Genomic DNA, 18,862 nt, shown 5'->3' on the forward strand with positions numbered 1-18,862 from the left:
GGTCTTCCTGTGGTTCTAATCAGCGCTCGAACGCGCCCAGGTCCGGTGCCTTGCCGCGGAAGGGCAGGCCCACGTCGACGCCGCGATCGATGACGGCGCTGGCGGCAGACGGGTGGAACATGGGTATGTCCGGCAGGCTGCCGTCCGGCTTGCGCGGCGCGTCCCAGCCGGTGGGCGCCACGCTGTCGAAGTCGGACGGCTTCAACGCAAGGTGCAGATCCCAGGAGTTGGCCGCGCTGTCCGCGCCTTCCACCTTCAGCGCCGCACCCGCCGGGTAGGCGAGGTTGTTGCGCAGGGTGCCCAGGTAGACGGGGCCGCCATCCGGGGCCACGCCGAGCATATTGTAATCGATAACATTTCCAAAGGCGGTGTTGTGTTGGAAGTCCAGCGCGATGGGATGATGGTTGGCATAGAAGCCCGATACCTTGTTGTCGAACGCGACGGAAAAGCGCACCACATGTTTCACCCCGTTGGGCACGTAGCGCCCGCTGTAGCCGCCCGCCTTGATGCCGTTGCCGTTCCCGGCCGCGAGCGGCGTGTGCGTGCCCGGCAGGTAACCGTGCTGCCACGCCCACGAATACTCGATGGTCACCGGCGAGTACGCGTTGATCAGGTCGAAGCCGTCGTCCGTGTTCGCCCACGCACGGCAGCCGCGGAACACGTTGCCCGGATGGCCCGCGCTCACGTGGGCGCCGAAGCCGTCCGCGCTCTGGCCCGCGCCATTCGACGTGTAGGGGTCGTAGTTATGGTGCGAATCGCTGTTCAGCACGAGGTTCCAGCCCCCGTCCTTGATGAACAGGCCCGGTCCCATGTTGTGGTGCAGGTCCAGCTGCTCGAAGACGTCGTGGTTCGCGTTGATCCACACGCCCCACGATTCGTGGTTCAGGCGGTTGTCCGGCTGCTGCGGCGCGCCCGTGATCTCCAGGCCTTTCAGGTGGATCCAGTCGGCGACGACTTCGATGCCCTTGACGCGGCAATCGTCCTTCATGCCCGAGAAATCGAACACGGGCGTCTCGCCCGGATAGGCCCAGTAGCGGATCGGCTGCTGTTCCGTGCCGCTCTTGTCGAGGACGATGGCGGACACGGTCGCGCGCCGCGACGCGCACGCCGTCGTGGCCTTCGTGTAGGCGTAGCGGCCGCCGCGGAAATACACGGTGTCGCCCGGCCGCGCCAAGGCCTGCGCGTGCGCGAACGATTGCCACGGCGCGGCCAGTGTGCCGGCCGCGGTGTCGCTGCCGGTCGGGGCCACGTACCAGGTCGCGGCGGATGCGGGCGCGGCGACGAAGGCCGCGGCAATGACAAGGGAACGATGCATGTCAGGTCTCCTGGGTGCGGGGCAGCGCGTCGCCGATCAGCGCAAGATTCTGGATGGCGGCCAGGCCCCATTGCGCCGTTTCGTTCGTGCTCACCCATGGGACTTCGTCGACGGGATTCAATACGTCCGGCCCCGCCACGCGCACGGTGCGGAACGGTCGCCGCCTGCCTTCGCCCGCGAATTCCTGCCACGCGCGCCGGGCCAGCCCGGGGTCCTTGCGCTTCCAGGCCGCGTATGCGGTCAGCCGCGAGTGGCCGACATACAGCGCATGCGTGGCGCCGTGCGGCGCGCCGAGGCGGCGGCGCTGCTCGTCGACCGGCGCGTTGAACAGTTCGCAGTACTCGAGCCAGGCCCGCTCGAAGGCCGTGTCGCCCGTCAGGCGGATCAATTCGTCGAAGATTTCGACGGCGCCGAACACGGCGTTCAGGTGCAGCGCTTTCACGCCGGTGCCGATCATGTTGTGCAGCCGGCCCGTGTCCGGCTCGTAGCCCATGCGGTCGCCGTTGAAGAAGCCGTGCGGCATCGCCGCGATGTCGCGCATGCCGGCGCGGATCTTGTCGCGGTAGCGCGCGCTGCCGGTCCGCTCCCACTCGGTCAGCCAGTTGGCCACGAGCGACGCCCAGTCCGTGCCGAAGCTGATCCGCGCCGGATACGGTCCTTTCGGCGGCTGGTTCGCCAGTTTGCGGACCGGGTCGACGTCGTCCAGCCTGCGGTCCGCATCGAGCACCTCGCGCATGATGTCGCCGGTGCGCTCGTCGCCCGTCAGGTAGTAATAGAAGCGCCGGTAGACCGCGGTGCTGATGCGCACCTGCTTGGCGCTGCAGCCCCAGTGCTGCACGTTGTGGCGCGAGCCGAGCCCCGCGAAGCGGCCCAGGTGGTAAGTATCGACTTCGCTCGTGTGCCGTACCATCGCCTCGCCCATCCGGAAGATGTCGGCGCGTCCCGTGCGGAGGAACGAATACCACAACCACAGGTCGGGCGACAGTTCCGAGTTGTCCCACGCGAAGCCGCCCACGTCGTAGCGCCAGTCGTGGCGGTCGGCGTCGTAGGTGTGGCGGATGTCGCCGTAGTCCCAGAAGCCGTACCAGCGGCGCTGCTCGACTTCCTTGCGGTAGAAATCGAAGCGCGCGTCCAGCTGGTTCTCGATCGCCGCGCGTGCCGGCGTGCTGCGGTCCGGCAGCGCCCACAGGTTGCCGAACACTTGCGTCGCGAGGATATGCGCGGGCGCGGGCACGAGCTGCGGCGGCGTCTGCATCGCCTGCGCGATCTCCACCAGGCGCGCGCGCGGCGGCGTCGTTTCGAACGCCCACAGCGTGATCTCGCTGCTGCGCGCGACGCCGACGGGCGTGCCGAAGCCTTTCTCGTAATCCTCGTACGTGATGTCCAGGCCCTGCAGCTCCCCGGCATGCGTGTCCATGCCCATGCCATCGTGGTAGAAACGCAGGTCCATCGCGGGCGCGTCCGGGGACCACATCCAGACGGTGGCGCGTGCGGTGTCCGTGTGCGCGTCACGGATGTCCAGTTGCGTCGGGTGGCGCTGCCAGAAGTCGCGCAGGCCGAACGCGACGCCACCGGAGACGCCGCCCACGTAGCCGGTACCGGGCGCGCGCCGGCCCCAGGCCGAATCGACCCAGCCGCAGCCGGCCTTCGTGCGCTTGCGGATGCGGAAGCTGTCGGCCGACAGCTGCGTCAGCGAGACGTCGCCCCACGCCGGCACGAGGTGCAGCAGCGGCGCGACCTTGTCGGCCACGGGCGGGCAGCGTTCGCCCGCGAGCTGGGCGCGGCGCACGTCGGCGCCCGGGTCGCGCCGCAGGCCGGTCAGGTTGCGCACGGCTTCGGCCCACAGGCCGCCGTCCTCGCCCGCGAAGCGCACGTGGCGGTCGTGCGGCGCGTCGCGCAGCGGGACGTCGAACGTGAGGCCGATGCCGCGGATGAAGTCCTGCTGCTCGTCGCCGTCGAATACGAACGTGTGCATGATGCGGATGGATTCGGCGCCCGCGTACAGGTACAGCCGGACGGTGAACGGGAGCCAGGCGCGGGTCTGGTCGCGGTGCCTGCCTTCCAGCCTGATCACGCTGCGCACCGGGCCTTCCTGCTCCAGCGTCGCTTTCTCGAGTTCGCTCACGAATTCGGTGCGGCGCGTGCTGCCTTCCGGCTGGTCGTCGCGCAGCGCGACGAGGCGGACGTTGCACGCGATGTCGCGGCCGGCGCGGCGGATGGCAGTCACCAGCACCGGACCGCGTGACGGCACGGTGCACTCGACGATGCCCGTGCCTGCGACGAAGCCGTCGGCCGAGCGGCGCACGGTGACGGCGTGTTGCGCGCGGGCGCGTGGCGCGCCCGGACGCACGCGCAGGGCGGCGTCCGGACGGCCGCCTGCGCCGAGCGCGTGGGCCGTCCATTTCAGCGAGCCGTCCGGCCAGACCGCCAGCGGCCAGCTTTGCGCGGGCACCTCGCGGGAGGTGCCCTCCACGACGAACGGCTGGTCGTTGCGGACGGCGCCGCGCGGCCACGGCACGCCGAACGTCGTGCCGGCGCTGAACGCGGGTGCCCCTTCCAGCCAGGCCAGCGCCGCCCCGTCGGGTGGCCGCGACGGCGTGGCCGCCGCCCGTGCCGTCCCGCCCAGCGGCAGTGCCGCGGCCACCGAGGTGACACGTGCGGTGGCGCGGAAGAAGTCGCGGCGGTCCATCAGCGCGCCGACAGACTCACGCGCACGGGCGCGGCCACGCGCGCCGCTTCATCCGTCACGGTGCGCTGCCACTGCTCGCGCGACGTGATTTCGCCGGCCCGCGTCCACGCGGCGCCCACGTAATAACGCAGCGGCTGGCCGGACGTCACCGGCGCCAGCATGAACGCGTTGCGCGCATCGGCCCCGAAGGCGGGGTTGCCAGCGGACGGCAGGATCACGGCCACGCCGAAATCCCCGCTCTTCTTTTGCGTGACCCACTGGACGAGGGCTTTCGATCTGGCGTCTTCCGTGAATGTGGACTTGCCGTCCTCGCCCTTGTCGGCCGGTTCCTTGTTCAGGCCCACGGCCGCCTGCAGCGGCCCGTTCCCGGCGAACGTGAACGTGCTGTCGATGCGGTCGAACCAGTGGCCGGCGTCCACCGTGAAGCGCTTGACCTCGGCCACTTTCGTGCCGGCCGCGTCCCAGCCGTCGTAGGTGAGTTCGAAGATCGCGCGCACGGGACCGTTCGCCAGGACCTTCCAATGCGTGAAGTTGATGCCCGAGACCAGCTTGCCGCCGGCCCAGATGCCCGTGCCGCCGGCGCCCAGCGTCGTGCCGACGTTGTACATGTCGATGCCTTCGCCCTCGTCGTGGTGATAGTGGTCGTGGCCGATGTTGTACCAGCGGTCGACGATCGGGTACGGGACCCGCTTGAACCAGATATCGAGGCCGCTCGTCTTCAGGACTTCCTTGTCGGAGCCGGCGGGCGCCGGGGCGGCGAGGGCGGGGCCGTAGGTGCGGTGCGCGACCTTGTCGTTTTCCCACGCGAAGTCGTCGAGGCGTTCGGGCACGATGCGGGCCCAGACCCTGGTGGGGAACGGGGGCACGACGGCGTCCGTCTTTTCGACGGTGAACGTGGCGCTCTTTTCGCCCGGCGCGAAGTCGTGCTGGAACAGCAGTTCGCCGTACGCGACGCCGTTCTTCTGCGGGTCCTTCGCTTCCGGCGCCACGTTCGTCACCTGGTGCGGCAGTACGCGGCCGGCCGCGTCCTTCACGACGATGTGCTGGATGCCGGCATGCGGCAGCGCGTCGTTGACGCTCTTCCACGGGATGGCGATGGTTTCCGCCGGCCGCGCGATGGCGAGATCGTGGGTGACGGTGACGGTCAGGCGCTCGGCGGCGTGCGCTGCGGGGTGCGTGGCAGCTGCGATGGCGGCGAGGGCGAACAGGGGCAGGGAGAGTTTCATCGTTCGTGGCGGCGTAGGGTCCAGTGGGAATATGCCCGTCGAGTATCGATTCGGCGGCTCCCGGGTGTCAACTTACGGCCGGCCGCGGTCACCATTCAATCAGCGCGTTGAGCGATGGTCTTTACGCGCATGACCCGCAAAGCCAGTGTTTTGGCTCGCAAGGACAAGGCGCCGGGCCGTGGAATGTGCGGGCTTTCCATTACTCTAATGGTGCTTGACGTTCATGCAACGTGAACGGGGCAGAGGAGACATCCATATAGGTCGGAAAGACCGGAAGGGCAAACATGAGAGACAAGTACAAGCTCGTAGGGCCGATCTACGACTGGCTCAGTGCGTTCTACAGCGGCAAATCGATCCACCGCTGCAAGGTCGCGATGCTCGACAAACTGCGTCCGGGCGACAGGGTGCTGTTCGCCGGCGTCGGCCACGGCCGCGATGCGGTCCACGCCGCGCGGCTCGGCGCCGACGTCACGGTGGTCGATTTGTCGGCCACCATGCTGAAGAAATTCCAGGCCAATCTCGAGCGGGAAGGCATCGTCGACGTGCGCATCCGCCAGGTGCACAGCGACATCATGCTGGTCGAGGAATTCGAACAGTACGACATGGTCGTCGCGAACTTCTTCCTGAACGTGTTCGAGCAGGACATGATGCTGCGCGTGCTCGCGCACCTGATCCGCCTGGGCCGTCCCGGCGCCCACATCGTCGTCGGCGATTTCTCGTTCCCGACCGGGAACGTGTTCAGCCGCGTCTTCAAGACCCTGTACTGGTACGGGGCCGTCGGCTTCTTCTGGCTATTCGCCGGGAACGCCTTCCACAACATCTACAACTATCCGGAGTGGATGAAGAAGTTCGGCCTGCAGGTCGGCGAACAGAAGCACTACAAGCTGCTGCTGCTCGACTGCTACTGGTCGGTCATCGGCCAGAAACCGGCCTGAGACCCAACGCCGTCGTCCCCGCGAAAGCGGGGATCCATGCTGAGCCGACCAGGACGCCCAGTATGGGTTCCCGCGTGCGCGGGAACGACGGGTGCTTGCAATCCAACCGGAGCCCACATGAGCCAACACGCTGTCGCGCTGGAGCGGCGTATCGCCGCCGACCTGTCCCATCACGATACGGCCAGGCGTGCCGCCGTCCTGCGGCAATACGGCGGCCACGCGCTGTCGTTCTGCACCATGCAGCCGGGGATGTCGTATTTCGAAGTGCCCGGCGTCGGCTACATCGCCTTCGCGAAGTACTGGGGCATGCGCTTCGCGCTGGGCGAGCCCGTGTGCCCGCCGCATCTGCGCGACGCGATGCTCACCGCCTTCGTCGACCGCTATCCCGACGCCGTCTTCGTCCAGGTGGGCAAGGGCGTCGTCGACCACCTGCACGCCCGCCACGGCTATTACGGCACGCAGTTCGGCAGCGAATCGCGCCTGGACCTCGCCACGTTCTCGCTGCGTGGCGCGCGCAAGCAGGTGATACGCACGGCGATCAACGCCGCCCGCGCGGACGGCATCGAGATCCGCGAGGGCGGCTTCGACCACGACGTGCGCCGCATCTCCGACGCATGGATCCGCACGCGGCGCTGCAAGAACAACGAGATCCGCTTCCTGATCCGGCCGATGATCGTCGACTACCGCGAAGGCACGCGCTATTTCTACGCGTACCGCGACGACGAGGCCGTGGGCTTCGTGTTCTTCGATCCGCTGTACCGCGACGGCCGCCTGGCCGGCTACGTGCCGAACATTTCGCGCTCGTCGGCCAATTTTCGCCAGGGCCTGTGGTACGCGCTGATGGCCTACGCGATCGCGCGCTTCCAGGAAGAAGGCGTGCCGTGCCTGGACCTGGGCCTGACGCCGCTGATGCTGTCCGGCGAGATCGAACCGCAGGAATCGCGGCTGCTGCGCACGACCCTGTCCGTGATCCGCGAGCGGATGGACTTCCTCTACAACTTCAAGGGGCTCGAATTCGCCAAGTCGCGCTTCCAGGGGCCGGTCGAAAAGACCTATTGCTGCCACCGGAACGCACTGCCGGCCCTCGCCATGACGGCCATGTTCCGCCTGACGCGGATCATCTAGGCCACGGAGATATCCATGACGACCACCATCGACGAGGCAGCCGACGGGCTGCCGGACGTGCGCGACGCCTTTGCCGGCAAGCGCATCCTGCTCACCGGTGCGACGGGTTTCGTCGCGAAGGTCCTGCTGGAAAAGCTGATCCGCACCGTGCCCGACATCGGCCGCATCGTGCTGCTGATCCGTGCCGGCAGCCTTGGCGACGCCCGCGCGCGCTTCGAGCGCGAGATCGCGGCATCGTCCGTGTTCGACCACCTGCGCGCCGTGCGCCCGGCCTGGCTGGAACGCTTCCTCGCCGAGCGCGTGGACTGCGTGACGGGCGAGATCACGGCGCCCGGCTTCGGCCTCGCGGCCGCGCGCTTCGCCGAGCTGGCGCGCGGCGTGGACGTGGTCGTGAACGCGGCCGCCAGCGTCGATTTCCGCGAACCGCTCGACGAAGCACTCGCCATCAACACGCTGAGCCTGCGCCACGTGACGGCGTTCGCGCGCGTCGCCAACGCGCCGCTGGTGCACGTGTCGACCTGCTACGTGAACGGCTACAACCGCGGCGAGATGCGCGAGGAGATCGTCGCGCCGGCAGGCAGCGCACGCGACGGCATCCCGCGCCATCGCGACGGCTGGTACGACGTCGACGCGCTGATCGCCGCCCTGCGGCGCAGAATCGGGCGGGTGCGGGCGAAGGCCGGCGGCGCCGATCCGGAACGGCTGCGCCGGCGCCTGACGGACCTCGGCATCCGGGAGGCCCAGCGCCACGGCTGGAACGACACCTACACGTTCACCAAGTGGCTCGGCGAGCAGGTCGCCCTCCGGGCCATGCACGGGCTTGCCCTGACGATCGTGCGGCCGGCCATCATCGAAAGCACGCTGCGCGAGCCGGCGCCCGGCTGGATCGAGGGCGTGAAGGTGGCGGACGCCGTGATCCTCGCCTATGCGCGCGGCAAGACGAGCTTCTTCCCCGCGCGGCGCGAAGGCATCATCGACGTCATCCCCGTCGACCTCGTCGCCAACGCCATCGTACTGGCAGGTGCGGAGGCGGTCTCCGCCGGGCCGGGCCGGCGCATCTATCAATGCTGCAGCGGTTCCACGAATCCGCTCGCGCTGGGTGAACTGATCCGGCTGCTGCAGGCGGAATCCAAACGCAACTGGCGCCAGTACGACCGCCTGTTCCACGCCGAGCCGAAGCACGATTTCCGCACGGTCGGGGAGGGGACCTTCCGCTTTTTCATGGGCGCGTTCGGCATCGGCGCGACGGCGTGGAACGGCCTGCGCCGGCTGGCGGGCGCGCCGGGTGCCACGCGCGCGCTGGAAAAGCTGCGCACGACGCGCCTGCTGGCGCTGACGTTCGCCTTCTACGCGCACCCGCGCTACCGGTTCCACAACGCCGGCCTGCTGGCCCTGGCCGCGCGCTTCGGGGAGGAGGCGCGGCGGCTGTATCCGGTGGATGCGCGCCTCGTCGACTGGGAAGACTACCTGTGCCGCATCCACATGGCGGGGCTGAACCGCTATGCGCTGCGACGGCGGGACGCGGTGCCGGAAGATTCGGCAGCCGGCGCTGCGGCGACCGCGGGCGTCGACCCAATGGCGGCCCCGGCCTCGCGCTGACGGGCGGAGCGGCAAGCCGGACCGGCTTGTCCGGTCATTCTGCAACTAACCGACCGGCGCCGTGACCCACACCGAAACCCCGCCACCAGCACGCCGGGAGGGGCCGGCGCGATGCGATGTAAATATGCGCCCCTTCGGACGTGACTGCGTTATGATGTTTTCCCAATGGACGCAACGTGCAAGCGCGCCCGGCCGGTTCTCTGGAGGAGGTCGTGAACCTTTCGCCTTTACCCCTCGCGGTATTCGTCGTCGACGCGGCAGGGACGATCACGAGCTGGAACCGCGCCTGCGAAAAGCTGGCGGGCTATGGCGCGGCGGACATCCGTCACTGCAGCCTCGACCAGATCATCGCCTTCGACGAGCCGGCCACCGTGACGTGGATCGGCGAGCGCGTCAACGAGGATTCGACGGGAGACCTGATTTGCGCGGACGGGCACCGGGTGCCGGTGCGGGTGACGGTGGCGCCGCAATCGCTCGATCCCGACCAGCCCGGCGGCTACAGCGTCATCGTCGTGCCGCGTGCCGGCCTGGCGCCGACCCGTTACGCATTGATCCAGGACCTGCCCATCGCCGACATCATCGAGGAATTGCCGTGCGTGTTCTACGTCATCGACCAGAGCGGGCACCTGCTGTTGTGGAACCACCAGCTGGAAGACGCGCTCGAGATGGCGAGCGAGGAGTTGCCGACGTTTAACGTCAAGAATTTCTTCGACGAGCGCGACCAGGCGATGATCGTGGAAAAGATCCTGGCCGCCTTCGAGGGTGGCGGGTCGTACCACGAGGCCGACCTCGTCGGGAAGCACGGCAAGCGCACGACTTTCCTGTTCCATTGTTCGCGTGCGAGCCTGGGCAACCTGCCGGTCGTGTTCGGCACGGGCCTGGACATCACGTCGCGCAAGGAAGCCGAGCGCGGCCTGCGCGTGCGCGAGCGGGCCATGTACGCGAGCGTGAACGCGATCGTGATCACGTGCTGCGCGGACGGGGCCGACAACGTGATCGAGTACGTGAATCCCGCGTTCGAGCAGATCACCGGCTACACGCTGGCCGAGGTGAAGGGCCGCAATCCGCGCTTCATGCGCGTCGAGGATTGCGACGTGCACGAGCAGCAGCGTATCCATGACGCCGTCGCTTGCAGGCAGAGCGTGCGCGCCGTCCTGCGCAACCGGCGCAAGAACGGCGAGATCTTCTGGAACGACCTGCGCGTCGATCCCGTTGCCAGCATCGAGGGCGAAGTATCGCACTTCGTCGGCGTGATCAACGACATCACCGAAGCCCGCCATTACGAGCGCCGGCTGCAGCACCTCGCGCACCACGACGCGCTGACGGGTCTTGCCAACCGCACGCTGCTGCTGGAACGCCTGAAGGCGGCGATCGATGCGGCGTCGTCCCATCGCCGCCAGGGCGCGCTCGCGTTCCTGGACCTCGACAACTTCAAGCACATCAACGACACCTTCGGCCACGAAGCCGGCGACGCCGTCCTGCGCGAGATCGCGGCCCGCCTGCGCGACAGCATGCGCGAGGAAGACACGGTGGCGCGCCTGGGCGGCGACGAATTCGTCCTCGTGATCGCCGAGCAGGCCGACGTGACCCAGCTGGCCTGCCTCGTCGAGCGCGTACGCCAGAGCGTGTCGGCGCCCGTCGTCGTGGAGGGCAAGGAGATCCTGCCCGGCACGAGCATCGGCGTCAGCCTGTTCCCGCAGGACGGGCGCACGGTCGACGACGTCATGCGCGCGGCCGACACCGCCATGTACCACGCCAAGACCCTCGGGCGCAACAACGTGCAGTTCTACTCCGAGGCACTGAACCAGGTCGTGCACCAGCATCTGCTGCTGGAAGCGAGCCTGAGCCGGGCGATCCGCAACCGCGAACTGGTGCTCGGCTACCAGCCGAAGGTCGACCTGCGCACGGGCAAGGTCGTGGGCGCCGAGGCGCTCGTGCGCTGGCAGCATCCGGTCGACGGCATCATCGCGCCCGACGTCTTCATTCCCGTCGCCGAGCAGACGGGCCTGATCATCCCGCTGGGCGACTGGGTGCTCGACGAGGCATGCGCCACGCTGCAGACGCTCGCCGCCGTGGGCATCGAGGATTTCGTCATCGCGGTGAACCTGTCCGCACGCCAGTTGCGCCAGCGCCGCTTCGTGAACCGGCTCGCGGACACGTTGGCGCGGCATGGCGTCCCCGCGCACCGCCTGGAGCTGGAAGTGACGGAGAGCCAGCTGATGGACCACCCGGAAGAAGCGCGCGACGCGCTGGCCCAGTTGAAGCTGCTGGGCGTACGCCTGTCGATCGACGATTTCGGGACCGGTTACTCGAGTCTCAGCCACCTGCAGAAATTCCCCGTCGACTGCATCAAGATCGACCGGTCGTTCCTCGGCGGGGGCACGGATCCGGACGACGGCCATGAAGTCATCACGCGCGCCATCATCGCGCTCGGCCACAACCTCAAGCTGCAGGTGATCGCGGAAGGCGTCGAGACGATCGAGCAGCTGACGTTCCTGCGCGACCACGACTGCGACCAGATGCAGGGCTATTATTTCAGTCCGGCCCTGGCCCAGGAGGGCCTCCAGGAGATGCTGCGGCGCGACGCGCGCCTGCCGATGTAGATGCCGGAGGAGGCGGACGATGAAGACGACGAATGTTGGCGCCGTGCGCAGCGACGTGCGCCGGGTGCTGCTGGCCACGCTGGCCATCCTGCTCGTGCCGGCCGTGGCGATGCGCTTCACGCACGAGGTGAACTGGGGCCCCGGCGATTTTCTCGTCGGCGGCGCGCTGTTGGCCGGTACGGGCCTGGCGTACGTGCTCACGAAGCGGCGCGTCGCGGGCCGGCCGGGCCGCCTGCTGCTCGGCGGCCTGTTTGCGCTCGGGCTGCTCCTCGTGTGGGCCGAACTTGCCGTCGGCGTGTTCCACTGATCAGGCGTATTCGCCCGTATGCAGCACCGCGTACGTGTGGCGGCCGGCTTCCTTGGCGACGTACAGCGCGCGGTCGGCCGTTTCCATCAGCGCCCGCGGGTCGACGCTGCCGCCGGACGCGAGGCCGATGCCAATCGTCGTCCCGACTTTCAATGTGCGTCCGGCCAGCGCGAACGGTTCCGCGATCGCGTCCAGGATCTTGCGGGCGACGCGCTCGACGTCGGCCTCGCTGCGCACGTCGTGCAGCAGCACCGTGAATTCGTCGCCGGCCAGGCGTGCGACCAGGTCGGTCGAGCGCACGCTGGTCCGCAGCCGGCGCGCGAATTCCACGAGCACGTCGTCGCCGGTCGCGTGGCCGTAGCGGTCGTTGATCTGCTTGAAGAAGTCCACGTCCAGGTACAGCAGCGCGCAATCGCGGTCGCCCTGGCGCGAGCGGTTGGCGGCGCCTTCCAGCGCCTGCTCGAAGCGGCGCCGGTTCGGCAGCTGCGTGAGCGGGTCCGTGTGCGCCAGCGCATGCAGGCTGCGCTCGTGCATGCGCGAGGCGGTAGCGTCCGTCGTCAGGATGTACACGCCGGCCACGCGGCCGTCGCGCATCTGCGGCAGGAACGTCGAGTGGGCGATGCGCGTGTGGTTCTTGCGCACGATCTCGTGTTCGCACTGCGACGCGTTGCCGAGCCAGGCCTGTTCCAGCGCCCTGGCCTGCGGCGCGTAAAAGGCGGGGCCGAACGCTTCCTCGACGGTGAGGCCGAGGATCCGCTCAGGCGGCACGCCCAGCCACGATGCGTGCACGGCGTTGGCGAACGCATAGCGGCGGTCGGCGTCCAGGTGGGCGATCAGCACCGGCACGTTGTCGGTGATCGTACGCAGCCGCTCCTCGCTCTCGGCCTGGCGCAGTTCGGAGAGCCTGCGGGCGGTCATGTCGAACGCCATCGCGTAATAGCCGTCCGGCGTGCCGTCCAGTGCGCGCTGCGGCACGAACATGCACTGGTAATACAGCTGGCGGCCGTTCACCTCGATGACGTCCTCGAACGTGCTGCTTTCGCCCGCGTGGACGCGGCGCAGGTGGGGTTCGAGCTTCGCGTATTCGGGTTCCGAATAGGCGTCGCGCACGTCGTGGCCGATCAGCGCCTCGGCCGGCTTGCCGTAGAACTGGATGGCGCGGCCGTTCAGGAACACGAACCTGCCCGCCGCGTTGACCTTGCCGATCAGCGCCGGCAGGTTTTCCGTGATGGCGCGCAGGCGGCGTTCGCTCGCTTCCAGCTGTTCGCGCGCCGTGTTGCGCTCGGTGATGTCGGTCATCGCCACGACGGCGCCCAGCATCCGCCCGTTGGCGCTCTTCAGCGGACGGCCGCTGGCCAGCAGGGTGGCAGCGGGGCGGCCCGGGGGCGCGATGGCCATCGCCTGTTCGCGCACGACCCCGCCCCGCAGGACACGCGCGAGCGGCACTTCGTCCGGCGCGAGCGGCGTGTGGCCGTCCGCTTCGTACAGGGCGTAATGCGTCGGCCAGTCGGCCGTCTTCACGCAGGCGCGGTCCAGGCCGTGCAGCGTGCGGGCCTTCTTGTTGAACAACGTGAGGTTGCCCTCGGCGTCGCAGGCGACGACGGCGACGTCGATCGATTCCAGCACGGCATCCAGCAATTCCTGCTTTTCGTCGAGCTGCTGGCGCGTGCGGTTGCGCTCGGAGACGTCGTCGAGGAACGCGCCGACGCAGCGCCGGCCCTGCCATTCGTAGGCGCCGACTTTCATTTCGACGGCGATGCGGCGGCCGCTCGCGGTCAGCGCCGGCAGCTCGATCTGCCTGTCGACGACGGTGCTGCAGCCCGTCTCGAGGAAGCGGCGCATGCCTGCGGCGTGCGCCGCGCGCAGTTCTTCCGGCACGATCAGGTCCGCCAACGGACGGCCCACGGCCTCGCTCCGGTTCCAGCCGAAGATCCGTTCGGCGGCCGGGTTCCATTCGGTGATGCGGCCCTCGGGATCGGCGCCGACGAACGCGCTGTACGACGTCGCGACGATCGTCCGGTTCCAGCTTTCGGCATCGCGGAGCAGCGTCTCGGCCGCCTTGCGGTGGGCGATTTCCGTGGAGAGGTCCGCGAGGCGGGCTTCCAGTTCCACCGTGCGCTGGGACACACGCAGCTCCAGTTCCGCGTTGAGCGACTTGAGGGCCTGCTCGGCCATCACGCGCGCCGTCGTGACTCGGGCCTGGTTCAGTTCCACCTCGACCAGGTCGGCCAGGTCGCGCAGGCACTGGCGCTGCGCGTCGTCGAAACGGCGCGGGTTGCGGTCGACGATGCACAGCGTGCCCACGGCCTGGCCGTCGCAGAAGACGGGCTGCCCGGCATAGAAACGGATGTGCGGCCCGCCCTTGACGAGCGGATTGTCGGCGAACCGCGGATCCGCGGCCGCATCCTCGACGACCAACATCTCTCGTTGTGCCACGGTGTGGGCGCAGAAGGCATCCTCGCGGGCCGTCTGTTCCACGTCCAGGCCGCAGCGCGACTTGAACCATTGGCGCTTGTCGTCGACCAGCGTGATGAGTGCGATGGGCACGCCGAAAGTCATCGCGGCCAGGCGCGTGTAGCGGTCGAAGCGGGGCTCCGGCCGGGTATCCAGCAGGTCGAGCGCGGTCAGTGCCGCGAGGCGAGAAGTTTCCGAGATCGTCTTGGTCATCAGCATGGGCCGTTCCAGGTGGGGTGAACGGCGGCGGGGCAGGGGCCGCAAGGAAGGCGCTCGCCGGGGGTTGGGGCGAGTGTCCGGAAGAATGGTAACACTAAATTCCTCACGGAAAGTTTCACTTTTGTGGAATGTGGCGCGGCCACTACGTTGCAGTTCACATATTGCGCGGGCGCCGACATAGTAAAATGGGGGCCCGCGTTCCCCTCCTGGCAAAGGATGTTTCCCCATGGCGCCGATCGATCTCAACGGCTATGACCTCGCCGAACTGAAAGGTTTGTTTTTCGATATCGAACAGGAGATCAAGCGCCGCGCGCGCGACGAGCGCGACCGGGCGCGCGACCGCATCCACGCGCTCGCGGCCGACGCGGGCATCCCGCTCGACGCGCTGGTCAAGACAGCGGTGCCGCGCTACCGCAACCCGGCCGACAGCGACCAGACGTGGACGGGCCGCGGGCGCCAGCCGCGCTGGATCGCCGAGGCGCTGGCCAGCGGGCGGTCGCTGGACGATTTCAAGATCTGAGCATCGGCGACGTGTAAGCCGGATCGTGGGTAAACGGCAGCGGGCGGCCTTCGCGCAGGGTGGCGAGGACCGCTGCGAAGTCGGTCCGGCAGCGGAACCCCAGGTCGCGTTCGATCGCGGCCGCGTCGTACACGCGGCCGATGCTGGCCGGCAGCGACCAGCCCCGGGCCGCGTAGAGGCTGGCCGCGTCCGGGAAATGCCGGGCGATCACCGCCGGCGCGTCCGTCTTCAGCAGCGCCGCGTCGGCGCGGTCGAAGGGCGTCGGCGCCGACACGACGTACAGGCCGAAGCCGATGGCCGGCGCCTTCTCCAGCGCGGCGAGGTGCGCGAGCGCGCAGTCTTCGACGGTCAGGCGGCGGTGCAGGAATTCGTTCGCCTTCATGTTTTCGCCGGCAAGATGGTCGTGCGTGTCATCGTCTTCCGGGAAGAACCGTGCCGTCCTCAGCACGACCACGGGGAGACCGTGCTCCGCGTGGAACAGCCGCGCCAGCTCCTCGGCCGTGCGCTTGGTCACGCCATAGATGTTCCGGGGCTGCAGCGGTCCGCTCGTCTCGTCCAGCCAGGCGGCGGCGGGCGCGGTCTCGTCGCGGATGGCCTGCGTGATCATCAGCGACGTGGTCGACGTGGATATGAACCGGCTCGTTCCGTGGGCCGCCGCCGCTTCCAGCAGGTTGAGCGTCCCGGTGACGTTCACGTCGACGAACGCCTGGCGCGGATAGCGCGCGATGTCGGGCTTGTGCAGCGCGGCCGCGTGGATCACGGCGTCGAACCGGTAGCCGGCGAACAGGCGCCGGACAAGGGGCGTGTCGGCGACGCTGCCGACCACGTCGGTGTGCGGGCCGGGCGCCACGTCGAGGCCGAGCGGGACGTGGCCCGCCCGCCGCAGCAGCGGGGACAGGAATCGGCCAAGCCAGCCGGAAGAGCCAGTCAAGAGAATTTGCATGTTCGATGTCGATCTCGTGGGGTGCCGTTCGTCGTCAGGATGCAGGACAGGTTTTCCAACCAACATTATGACAAGAGGACATCATGAACAAGCAAATCATCTTCAACCTGCCGGTGCAGGACCTCGATCGTTCGAAGGCCTTCTTTTCGGCGCTCGGCTTTACGCTCAATTCCCGCTACAGCAACGAGAATGCACTGTTCATGAACATCGTGGACGACGCCCTGCACGTCATGCTGATGACGGAAGCGTTCTTCGAATCCCTCATCAGCAAGCCGGCCGTGCGGGCGCGTGATGCCAACGAGGTGATCATCTGCCTGAGCTGCGAAAGCCGGGAAGAAGTCGACAGCCTGATCGCCCGCGCGCAAGCGGCGGGTGCGCGGATTCCGCACCCGCCCGAGGATCATGGCTTCATGTACGACCAGGGCTTCGAGGACCTCGACGGCCATCTGTGGAACCTGGTCTGGACGGCGCCGCAGGAATGACCCGTCAGGGCAGCTGTACGCGGACCACGCCGTCGCCGACGGTCACATAGAGACGGCCCTTGTCGTCGATCGCCAGGCCTCCTGGATTGTTGAGGCCGCCGGGGAGGGGGCCGGGGCGCGTCTGCTGCAGGCCAACCTGGCCGGCCACGGTGCTGACCACGCCGGCCGGCGTGATCTTGCGGATCGTCTGGTTGCCGCCGTCGACGACGTACAGATTGTCCGCTTTGTCGATCACCATATCTCCCGGACCGTTGAATTGCGCCGCCGTGCCGGGACCATCGGCCGCGCCGGGTTTGTCGGCGGTGCCCGCGAAGATGCTGGCCGAGCCGCCCGGGGTCACTTTGACGATGATGTGGCGGACGTAGTCCGATATGTATCCGTTGCCGGCGCGGTCCACCGCAAGGCCGCCCAAGTACTCGCCCAGCATGCCGGCGGTGGCGCTCAAGTCGGTCGGATACTGATAGGTCACAGGAGGGCTTGGGTCGGAATAGCCCGACACGACCGAGCCGGACTCCTGGACGAACAGGAGGCGGCCGCCGCCGTTGCGGTCCAGGGTCCGCCAGCCTCGATGTTGTGCTTCGTGGCTCCCGGTAGCCGGGCTGCTGGAACCGCCGCCAACCATGATCGCGGTTGTGGCATATAGCGTGCCGTCGGGGCCGAGTGCCAGCGCGGACGGATTGTCCCCCAGGCTCTGCGGCAGAAAGCGGTTCGCGGGCGCATGCGTCGGGAACCTCGACAGCGACATCGTGCTGGTCACCCCGTCCAGCGTGATGCGTCGCAGGGCGACGGCAGGCGACCCGTCATAAGACTGATAGCGCCATCCATCGAGGGCGTAGAGCACCTGGCTGTTCTTATCGAAAAGAAGCTGCGAGATCTGCTTCGTAAAGCCTGCCGCGTTGCCGGTGCCGTCCGTCCCCGGAGGCACGCCATCCTTGCCGACAAAGTCGGACACGACGCCGTCCTGCGTCAGTTTGAAAATCGTGGCATTGGCGTCGTTCGCCACGAACAATGTGTCGTCCGGGCCGACCGCGATGCCGGCCCTGACGTAGTTGCCGGTTGGGTTCCTGGCCAACAGGACGATGGCCTGGTTGTTCACCGGCGGCGTGCCAGAGCCCGTCGTATCCGATGAGCCGCCTCCACCGCCGCACGATGTCAACAACGCGACGGCCGCTGCGACGAGGATGGCACGGCGTGTGGATACGGTGGCAGGTATGTTGAACACAGTTCGATCTCTTTCTATCGTAAGCCTGGCCGGAGTGGCCACGGCATGCACGATAGCAAGAAAACGATATAAAAATTCTCACGAATGGTCACGACGAGAATGCCGCGGTTTCATTTCTTCGCTGCAGGAGCTGGCAAACCCGTCAACGCGCCGGTCAGGTAAGTTTTCATGCGCGAGGCGAACCGCCGCTCGACCAGGACGTGCACGCCATACGCGGCACCCAGCACGGCGGCGATCATGCCCCAGAGCAGCAGATGGGCGCTTACCGTCGGGTAGAAGCGATTGAACACGAGATAGCCGATGTTCTGGTGCAGCAGATACAGCGGATAGCTGATCGCCCCGGCCAACGGCCAGCGATAGCGGGCGATCGAGCCCGTCCGGCCCAATGCGACCAGCAGCATCACCAGGAAGAACAGGGTCAGGATGCCGATGACGATACCGCCGTTCAAGGTCGACATGGCGTTCTCGGCGCGCACCTTGCGCACGATAACTTCCGACTGGAAGAGGGCGAGGCCCCAGGAGCCTGCGAGCACCGTCAGGCTGCTCACGGCCGCACCCTGTTTCCAGATCAGGAAGCAGGTGGCACCGGCGATGAAATACGCCGCGTAATCGAAGATCAGCAGGGTACGGACGGCATGCAGCGCGCCTGCGGGCAGCCACGCGTCCGGGAACAGCGCGACGAGTGCGAGCGCGATACATGCCAGCAGCCACATGACGAGGTAGCGCTGCGCCTGGTGAATTTTTCCGATGACCAGGAGCGCGGCCACCAGTGCATAAAACCGGATCTCGACCAGCAACGACCAGTAAGCCCCTTCCAGCAACGGCACCCTGAACAGGTCGGCGACCATCGTCATGTTGACGGCGTACTGGACGAACGTGACATTGCGTGGCGTGGCCAGTGCGATGCTGGCCAGGAAAGTGATCGTGCAACAGGTCCAGAATGCGGGGTAGAGCCGCACGACGCGGGAGATGCAGAAGTCGCGCAGGCGTGCGCTGGCGGCCGCAGTCATCAGGACGACGAATCCGCTGATCATGAAAAACAGTTCGACCCCGAGGAAGCCATACTCGGCGACGGGCGCCAGCAGCGGGTACGGCATTGCCGAGAAGCCGCCGGCCGGCCCACGGTAGGCGTAGTGAAAAAAGACGACGGAGAGCGCCGCCAGGAATCGCAGAAGATCGATTTCGTTGACTCTGGTGCGTGTCATGGCGTGAACCTCCAGGCG

At 67.8% G+C, this 18,862-nt stretch carries 14 protein-coding genes; 7 read left to right on the forward strand and 7 right to left on the reverse strand.

The genetic code is table 11. From position 1 onward, the window contains the following. Window positions 1-19: 19 nt before the first annotated feature. Genes ACEN9G_RS27015 through ACEN9G_RS27025 form a run of 3 tightly spaced genes read right to left on the reverse strand, consistent with a single transcriptional unit; the run spans window position 20 to window position 5,230 of the window. On the reverse strand, window positions 20-1,315 hold the full coding sequence (locus ACEN9G_RS27015) for a right-handed parallel beta-helix repeat-containing protein (RefSeq protein WP_483127259.1): 1,296 nt from the start codon (window positions 1,313-1,315) through the stop codon (window positions 20-22). Window position 1,316: 1 nt separating this feature from the next. Further along, a complete protein-coding gene (locus ACEN9G_RS27020) occupies window positions 1,317-4,004 on the reverse strand; it encodes an exo-rhamnogalacturonan lyase family protein (RefSeq protein ID WP_483127260.1) in 2,688 nt (895 codons plus the stop codon). Beyond that, complete coding sequence (locus tag ACEN9G_RS27025) at window positions 4,004-5,230, reverse strand: DUF4861 family protein (protein ID WP_413342230.1); 1,227 nt, start codon at window positions 5,228-5,230, stop codon at window positions 4,004-4,006. The genes ACEN9G_RS27020 and ACEN9G_RS27025 overlap by 1 nt, the downstream gene beginning before the upstream one ends. 284 nt (window positions 5,231-5,514) lie before the next feature. Between ACEN9G_RS27025 and ACEN9G_RS27030 the strand changes: the two genes are divergently transcribed. The 5 genes from ACEN9G_RS27030 to ACEN9G_RS27050 all read left to right on the forward strand — a co-directional run bounded on the left by ACEN9G_RS27030 (window position 5,515) and on the right by ACEN9G_RS27050 (window position 11,799). After that, entirely contained in the window at window positions 5,515-6,165 is a 651-nt protein-coding gene (locus ACEN9G_RS27030) for a class I SAM-dependent methyltransferase (RefSeq protein ID WP_413342229.1), read from the forward strand. A 117-nt stretch (window positions 6,166-6,282) separates the two neighbouring features. Further along, on the forward strand, window positions 6,283-7,290 hold the full coding sequence (locus tag ACEN9G_RS27035; protein ID WP_413342228.1) for a DUF2156 domain-containing protein: 1,008 nt from the start codon (window positions 6,283-6,285) through the stop codon (window positions 7,288-7,290). A 15-nt stretch (window positions 7,291-7,305) separates the two neighbouring features. Next, the gene (locus ACEN9G_RS27040; RefSeq protein WP_413342226.1) at window positions 7,306-8,889 is read left to right on the forward strand and encodes an SDR family oxidoreductase; all 1,584 of its coding nucleotides are present in this window, start codon (window positions 7,306-7,308) and stop codon (window positions 8,887-8,889) included. 212 nt (window positions 8,890-9,101) lie between these two features. Continuing rightward, complete coding sequence (locus ACEN9G_RS27045; RefSeq protein ID WP_413342224.1) at window positions 9,102-11,492, forward strand: sensor domain-containing protein; 2,391 nt, start codon at window positions 9,102-9,104, stop codon at window positions 11,490-11,492. A gap of 19 nt (window positions 11,493-11,511) precedes the next feature. Continuing rightward, window positions 11,512-11,799: a hypothetical protein gene (locus tag ACEN9G_RS27050; RefSeq protein ID WP_483127261.1), complete on the forward strand. Its 288-nt coding sequence runs from the start codon at window positions 11,512-11,514 to the stop codon at window positions 11,797-11,799. Here the strand turns inward: ACEN9G_RS27050 and ACEN9G_RS27055 are convergent, their stop codons facing one another. Further along, window positions 11,800-14,472, reverse strand: coding sequence for a sensor domain-containing diguanylate cyclase (locus tag ACEN9G_RS27055; protein WP_483127262.1), 2,673 nt, complete (start codon window positions 14,470-14,472; stop codon window positions 11,800-11,802). It abuts the gene before it with no gap. Window positions 14,473-14,698: 226 nt separating this feature from the next. Here ACEN9G_RS27055 and ACEN9G_RS27060 point away from each other — a divergent pair, with 226 nt between their 5' ends. Then, window positions 14,699-14,992, forward strand: coding sequence for an H-NS histone family protein (locus ACEN9G_RS27060; protein WP_440962770.1), 294 nt, complete (start codon window positions 14,699-14,701; stop codon window positions 14,990-14,992). Here ACEN9G_RS27060 and ACEN9G_RS27065 read toward each other — a convergent pair. Further along, window positions 14,982-15,923, reverse strand: coding sequence for an NAD-dependent epimerase/dehydratase family protein (locus ACEN9G_RS27065; protein ID WP_483127263.1), 942 nt, complete (start codon window positions 15,921-15,923; stop codon window positions 14,982-14,984). The genes ACEN9G_RS27060 and ACEN9G_RS27065 overlap by 11 nt on opposite strands. Before the next feature lie 95 nt (window positions 15,924-16,018). Between ACEN9G_RS27065 and ACEN9G_RS27070 the strand changes: the two genes are divergently transcribed. Continuing rightward, a complete protein-coding gene (locus ACEN9G_RS27070; RefSeq protein ID WP_413342956.1) occupies window positions 16,019-16,417 on the forward strand; it encodes a VOC family protein in 399 nt (132 codons plus the stop codon). 4 nt (window positions 16,418-16,421) lie between these two features. Here the strand turns inward: ACEN9G_RS27070 and ACEN9G_RS27075 are convergent, their stop codons facing one another. Both ACEN9G_RS27075 and ACEN9G_RS27080 read right to left on the reverse strand, forming a co-directional pair. Beyond that, window positions 16,422-17,639 carry an NHL repeat-containing protein gene (locus ACEN9G_RS27075; protein WP_483127264.1) on the reverse strand — a complete coding sequence of 406 codons (1,218 nt, stop codon included), beginning with the start codon at window positions 17,637-17,639 and terminating at the stop codon, window positions 16,422-16,424. A 110-nt stretch (window positions 17,640-17,749) separates the two neighbouring features. Further along, complete coding sequence (locus ACEN9G_RS27080; RefSeq protein ID WP_413342960.1) at window positions 17,750-18,844, reverse strand: acyltransferase family protein; 1,095 nt, start codon at window positions 18,842-18,844, stop codon at window positions 17,750-17,752. Window positions 18,845-18,862: the final 18 nt, after the last annotated feature.

The organism is Massilia sp. Masssp94 (assembly GCF_059491305.1).

What these genes read in the sequence shown, in the direction of transcription:
- ACEN9G_RS27050 (WP_483127261.1), top strand. Translation starts at nt 11,512, where the DNA reads ATGAAGACGACGAATGTTGGCGCCGTGCGCAGCGACGTGCGCCGGGTG.
- ACEN9G_RS27080 (WP_413342960.1), bottom strand. Translation starts at nt 18,844, where the DNA reads ATGACACGCACCAGAGTCAACGAAATCGATCTTCTGCGATTCCTGGCG.
- ACEN9G_RS27025 (WP_413342230.1), bottom strand. Translation starts at nt 5,230, where the DNA reads ATGAAACTCTCCCTGCCCCTGTTCGCCCTCGCCGCCATCGCAGCTGCC.
- ACEN9G_RS27040 (WP_413342226.1), top strand. Translation starts at nt 7,306, where the DNA reads ATGACGACCACCATCGACGAGGCAGCCGACGGGCTGCCGGACGTGCGC.
- ACEN9G_RS27070 (WP_413342956.1), top strand. Translation starts at nt 16,019, where the DNA reads ATGAACAAGCAAATCATCTTCAACCTGCCGGTGCAGGACCTCGATCGT.
- ACEN9G_RS27020 (WP_483127260.1), bottom strand. Translation starts at nt 4,004, where the DNA reads ATGGACCGCCGCGACTTCTTCCGCGCCACCGCACGTGTCACCTCGGTG.
- ACEN9G_RS27030 (WP_413342229.1), top strand. Translation starts at nt 5,515, where the DNA reads ATGAGAGACAAGTACAAGCTCGTAGGGCCGATCTACGACTGGCTCAGT.
- ACEN9G_RS27060 (WP_440962770.1), top strand. Translation starts at nt 14,699, where the DNA reads ATGGCGCCGATCGATCTCAACGGCTATGACCTCGCCGAACTGAAAGGT.
- ACEN9G_RS27035 (WP_413342228.1), top strand. Translation starts at nt 6,283, where the DNA reads ATGAGCCAACACGCTGTCGCGCTGGAGCGGCGTATCGCCGCCGACCTG.
- ACEN9G_RS27015 (WP_483127259.1), bottom strand. Translation starts at nt 1,315, where the DNA reads ATGCATCGTTCCCTTGTCATTGCCGCGGCCTTCGTCGCCGCGCCCGCA.
- ACEN9G_RS27055 (WP_483127262.1), bottom strand. Translation starts at nt 14,472, where the DNA reads ATGCTGATGACCAAGACGATCTCGGAAACTTCTCGCCTCGCGGCACTG.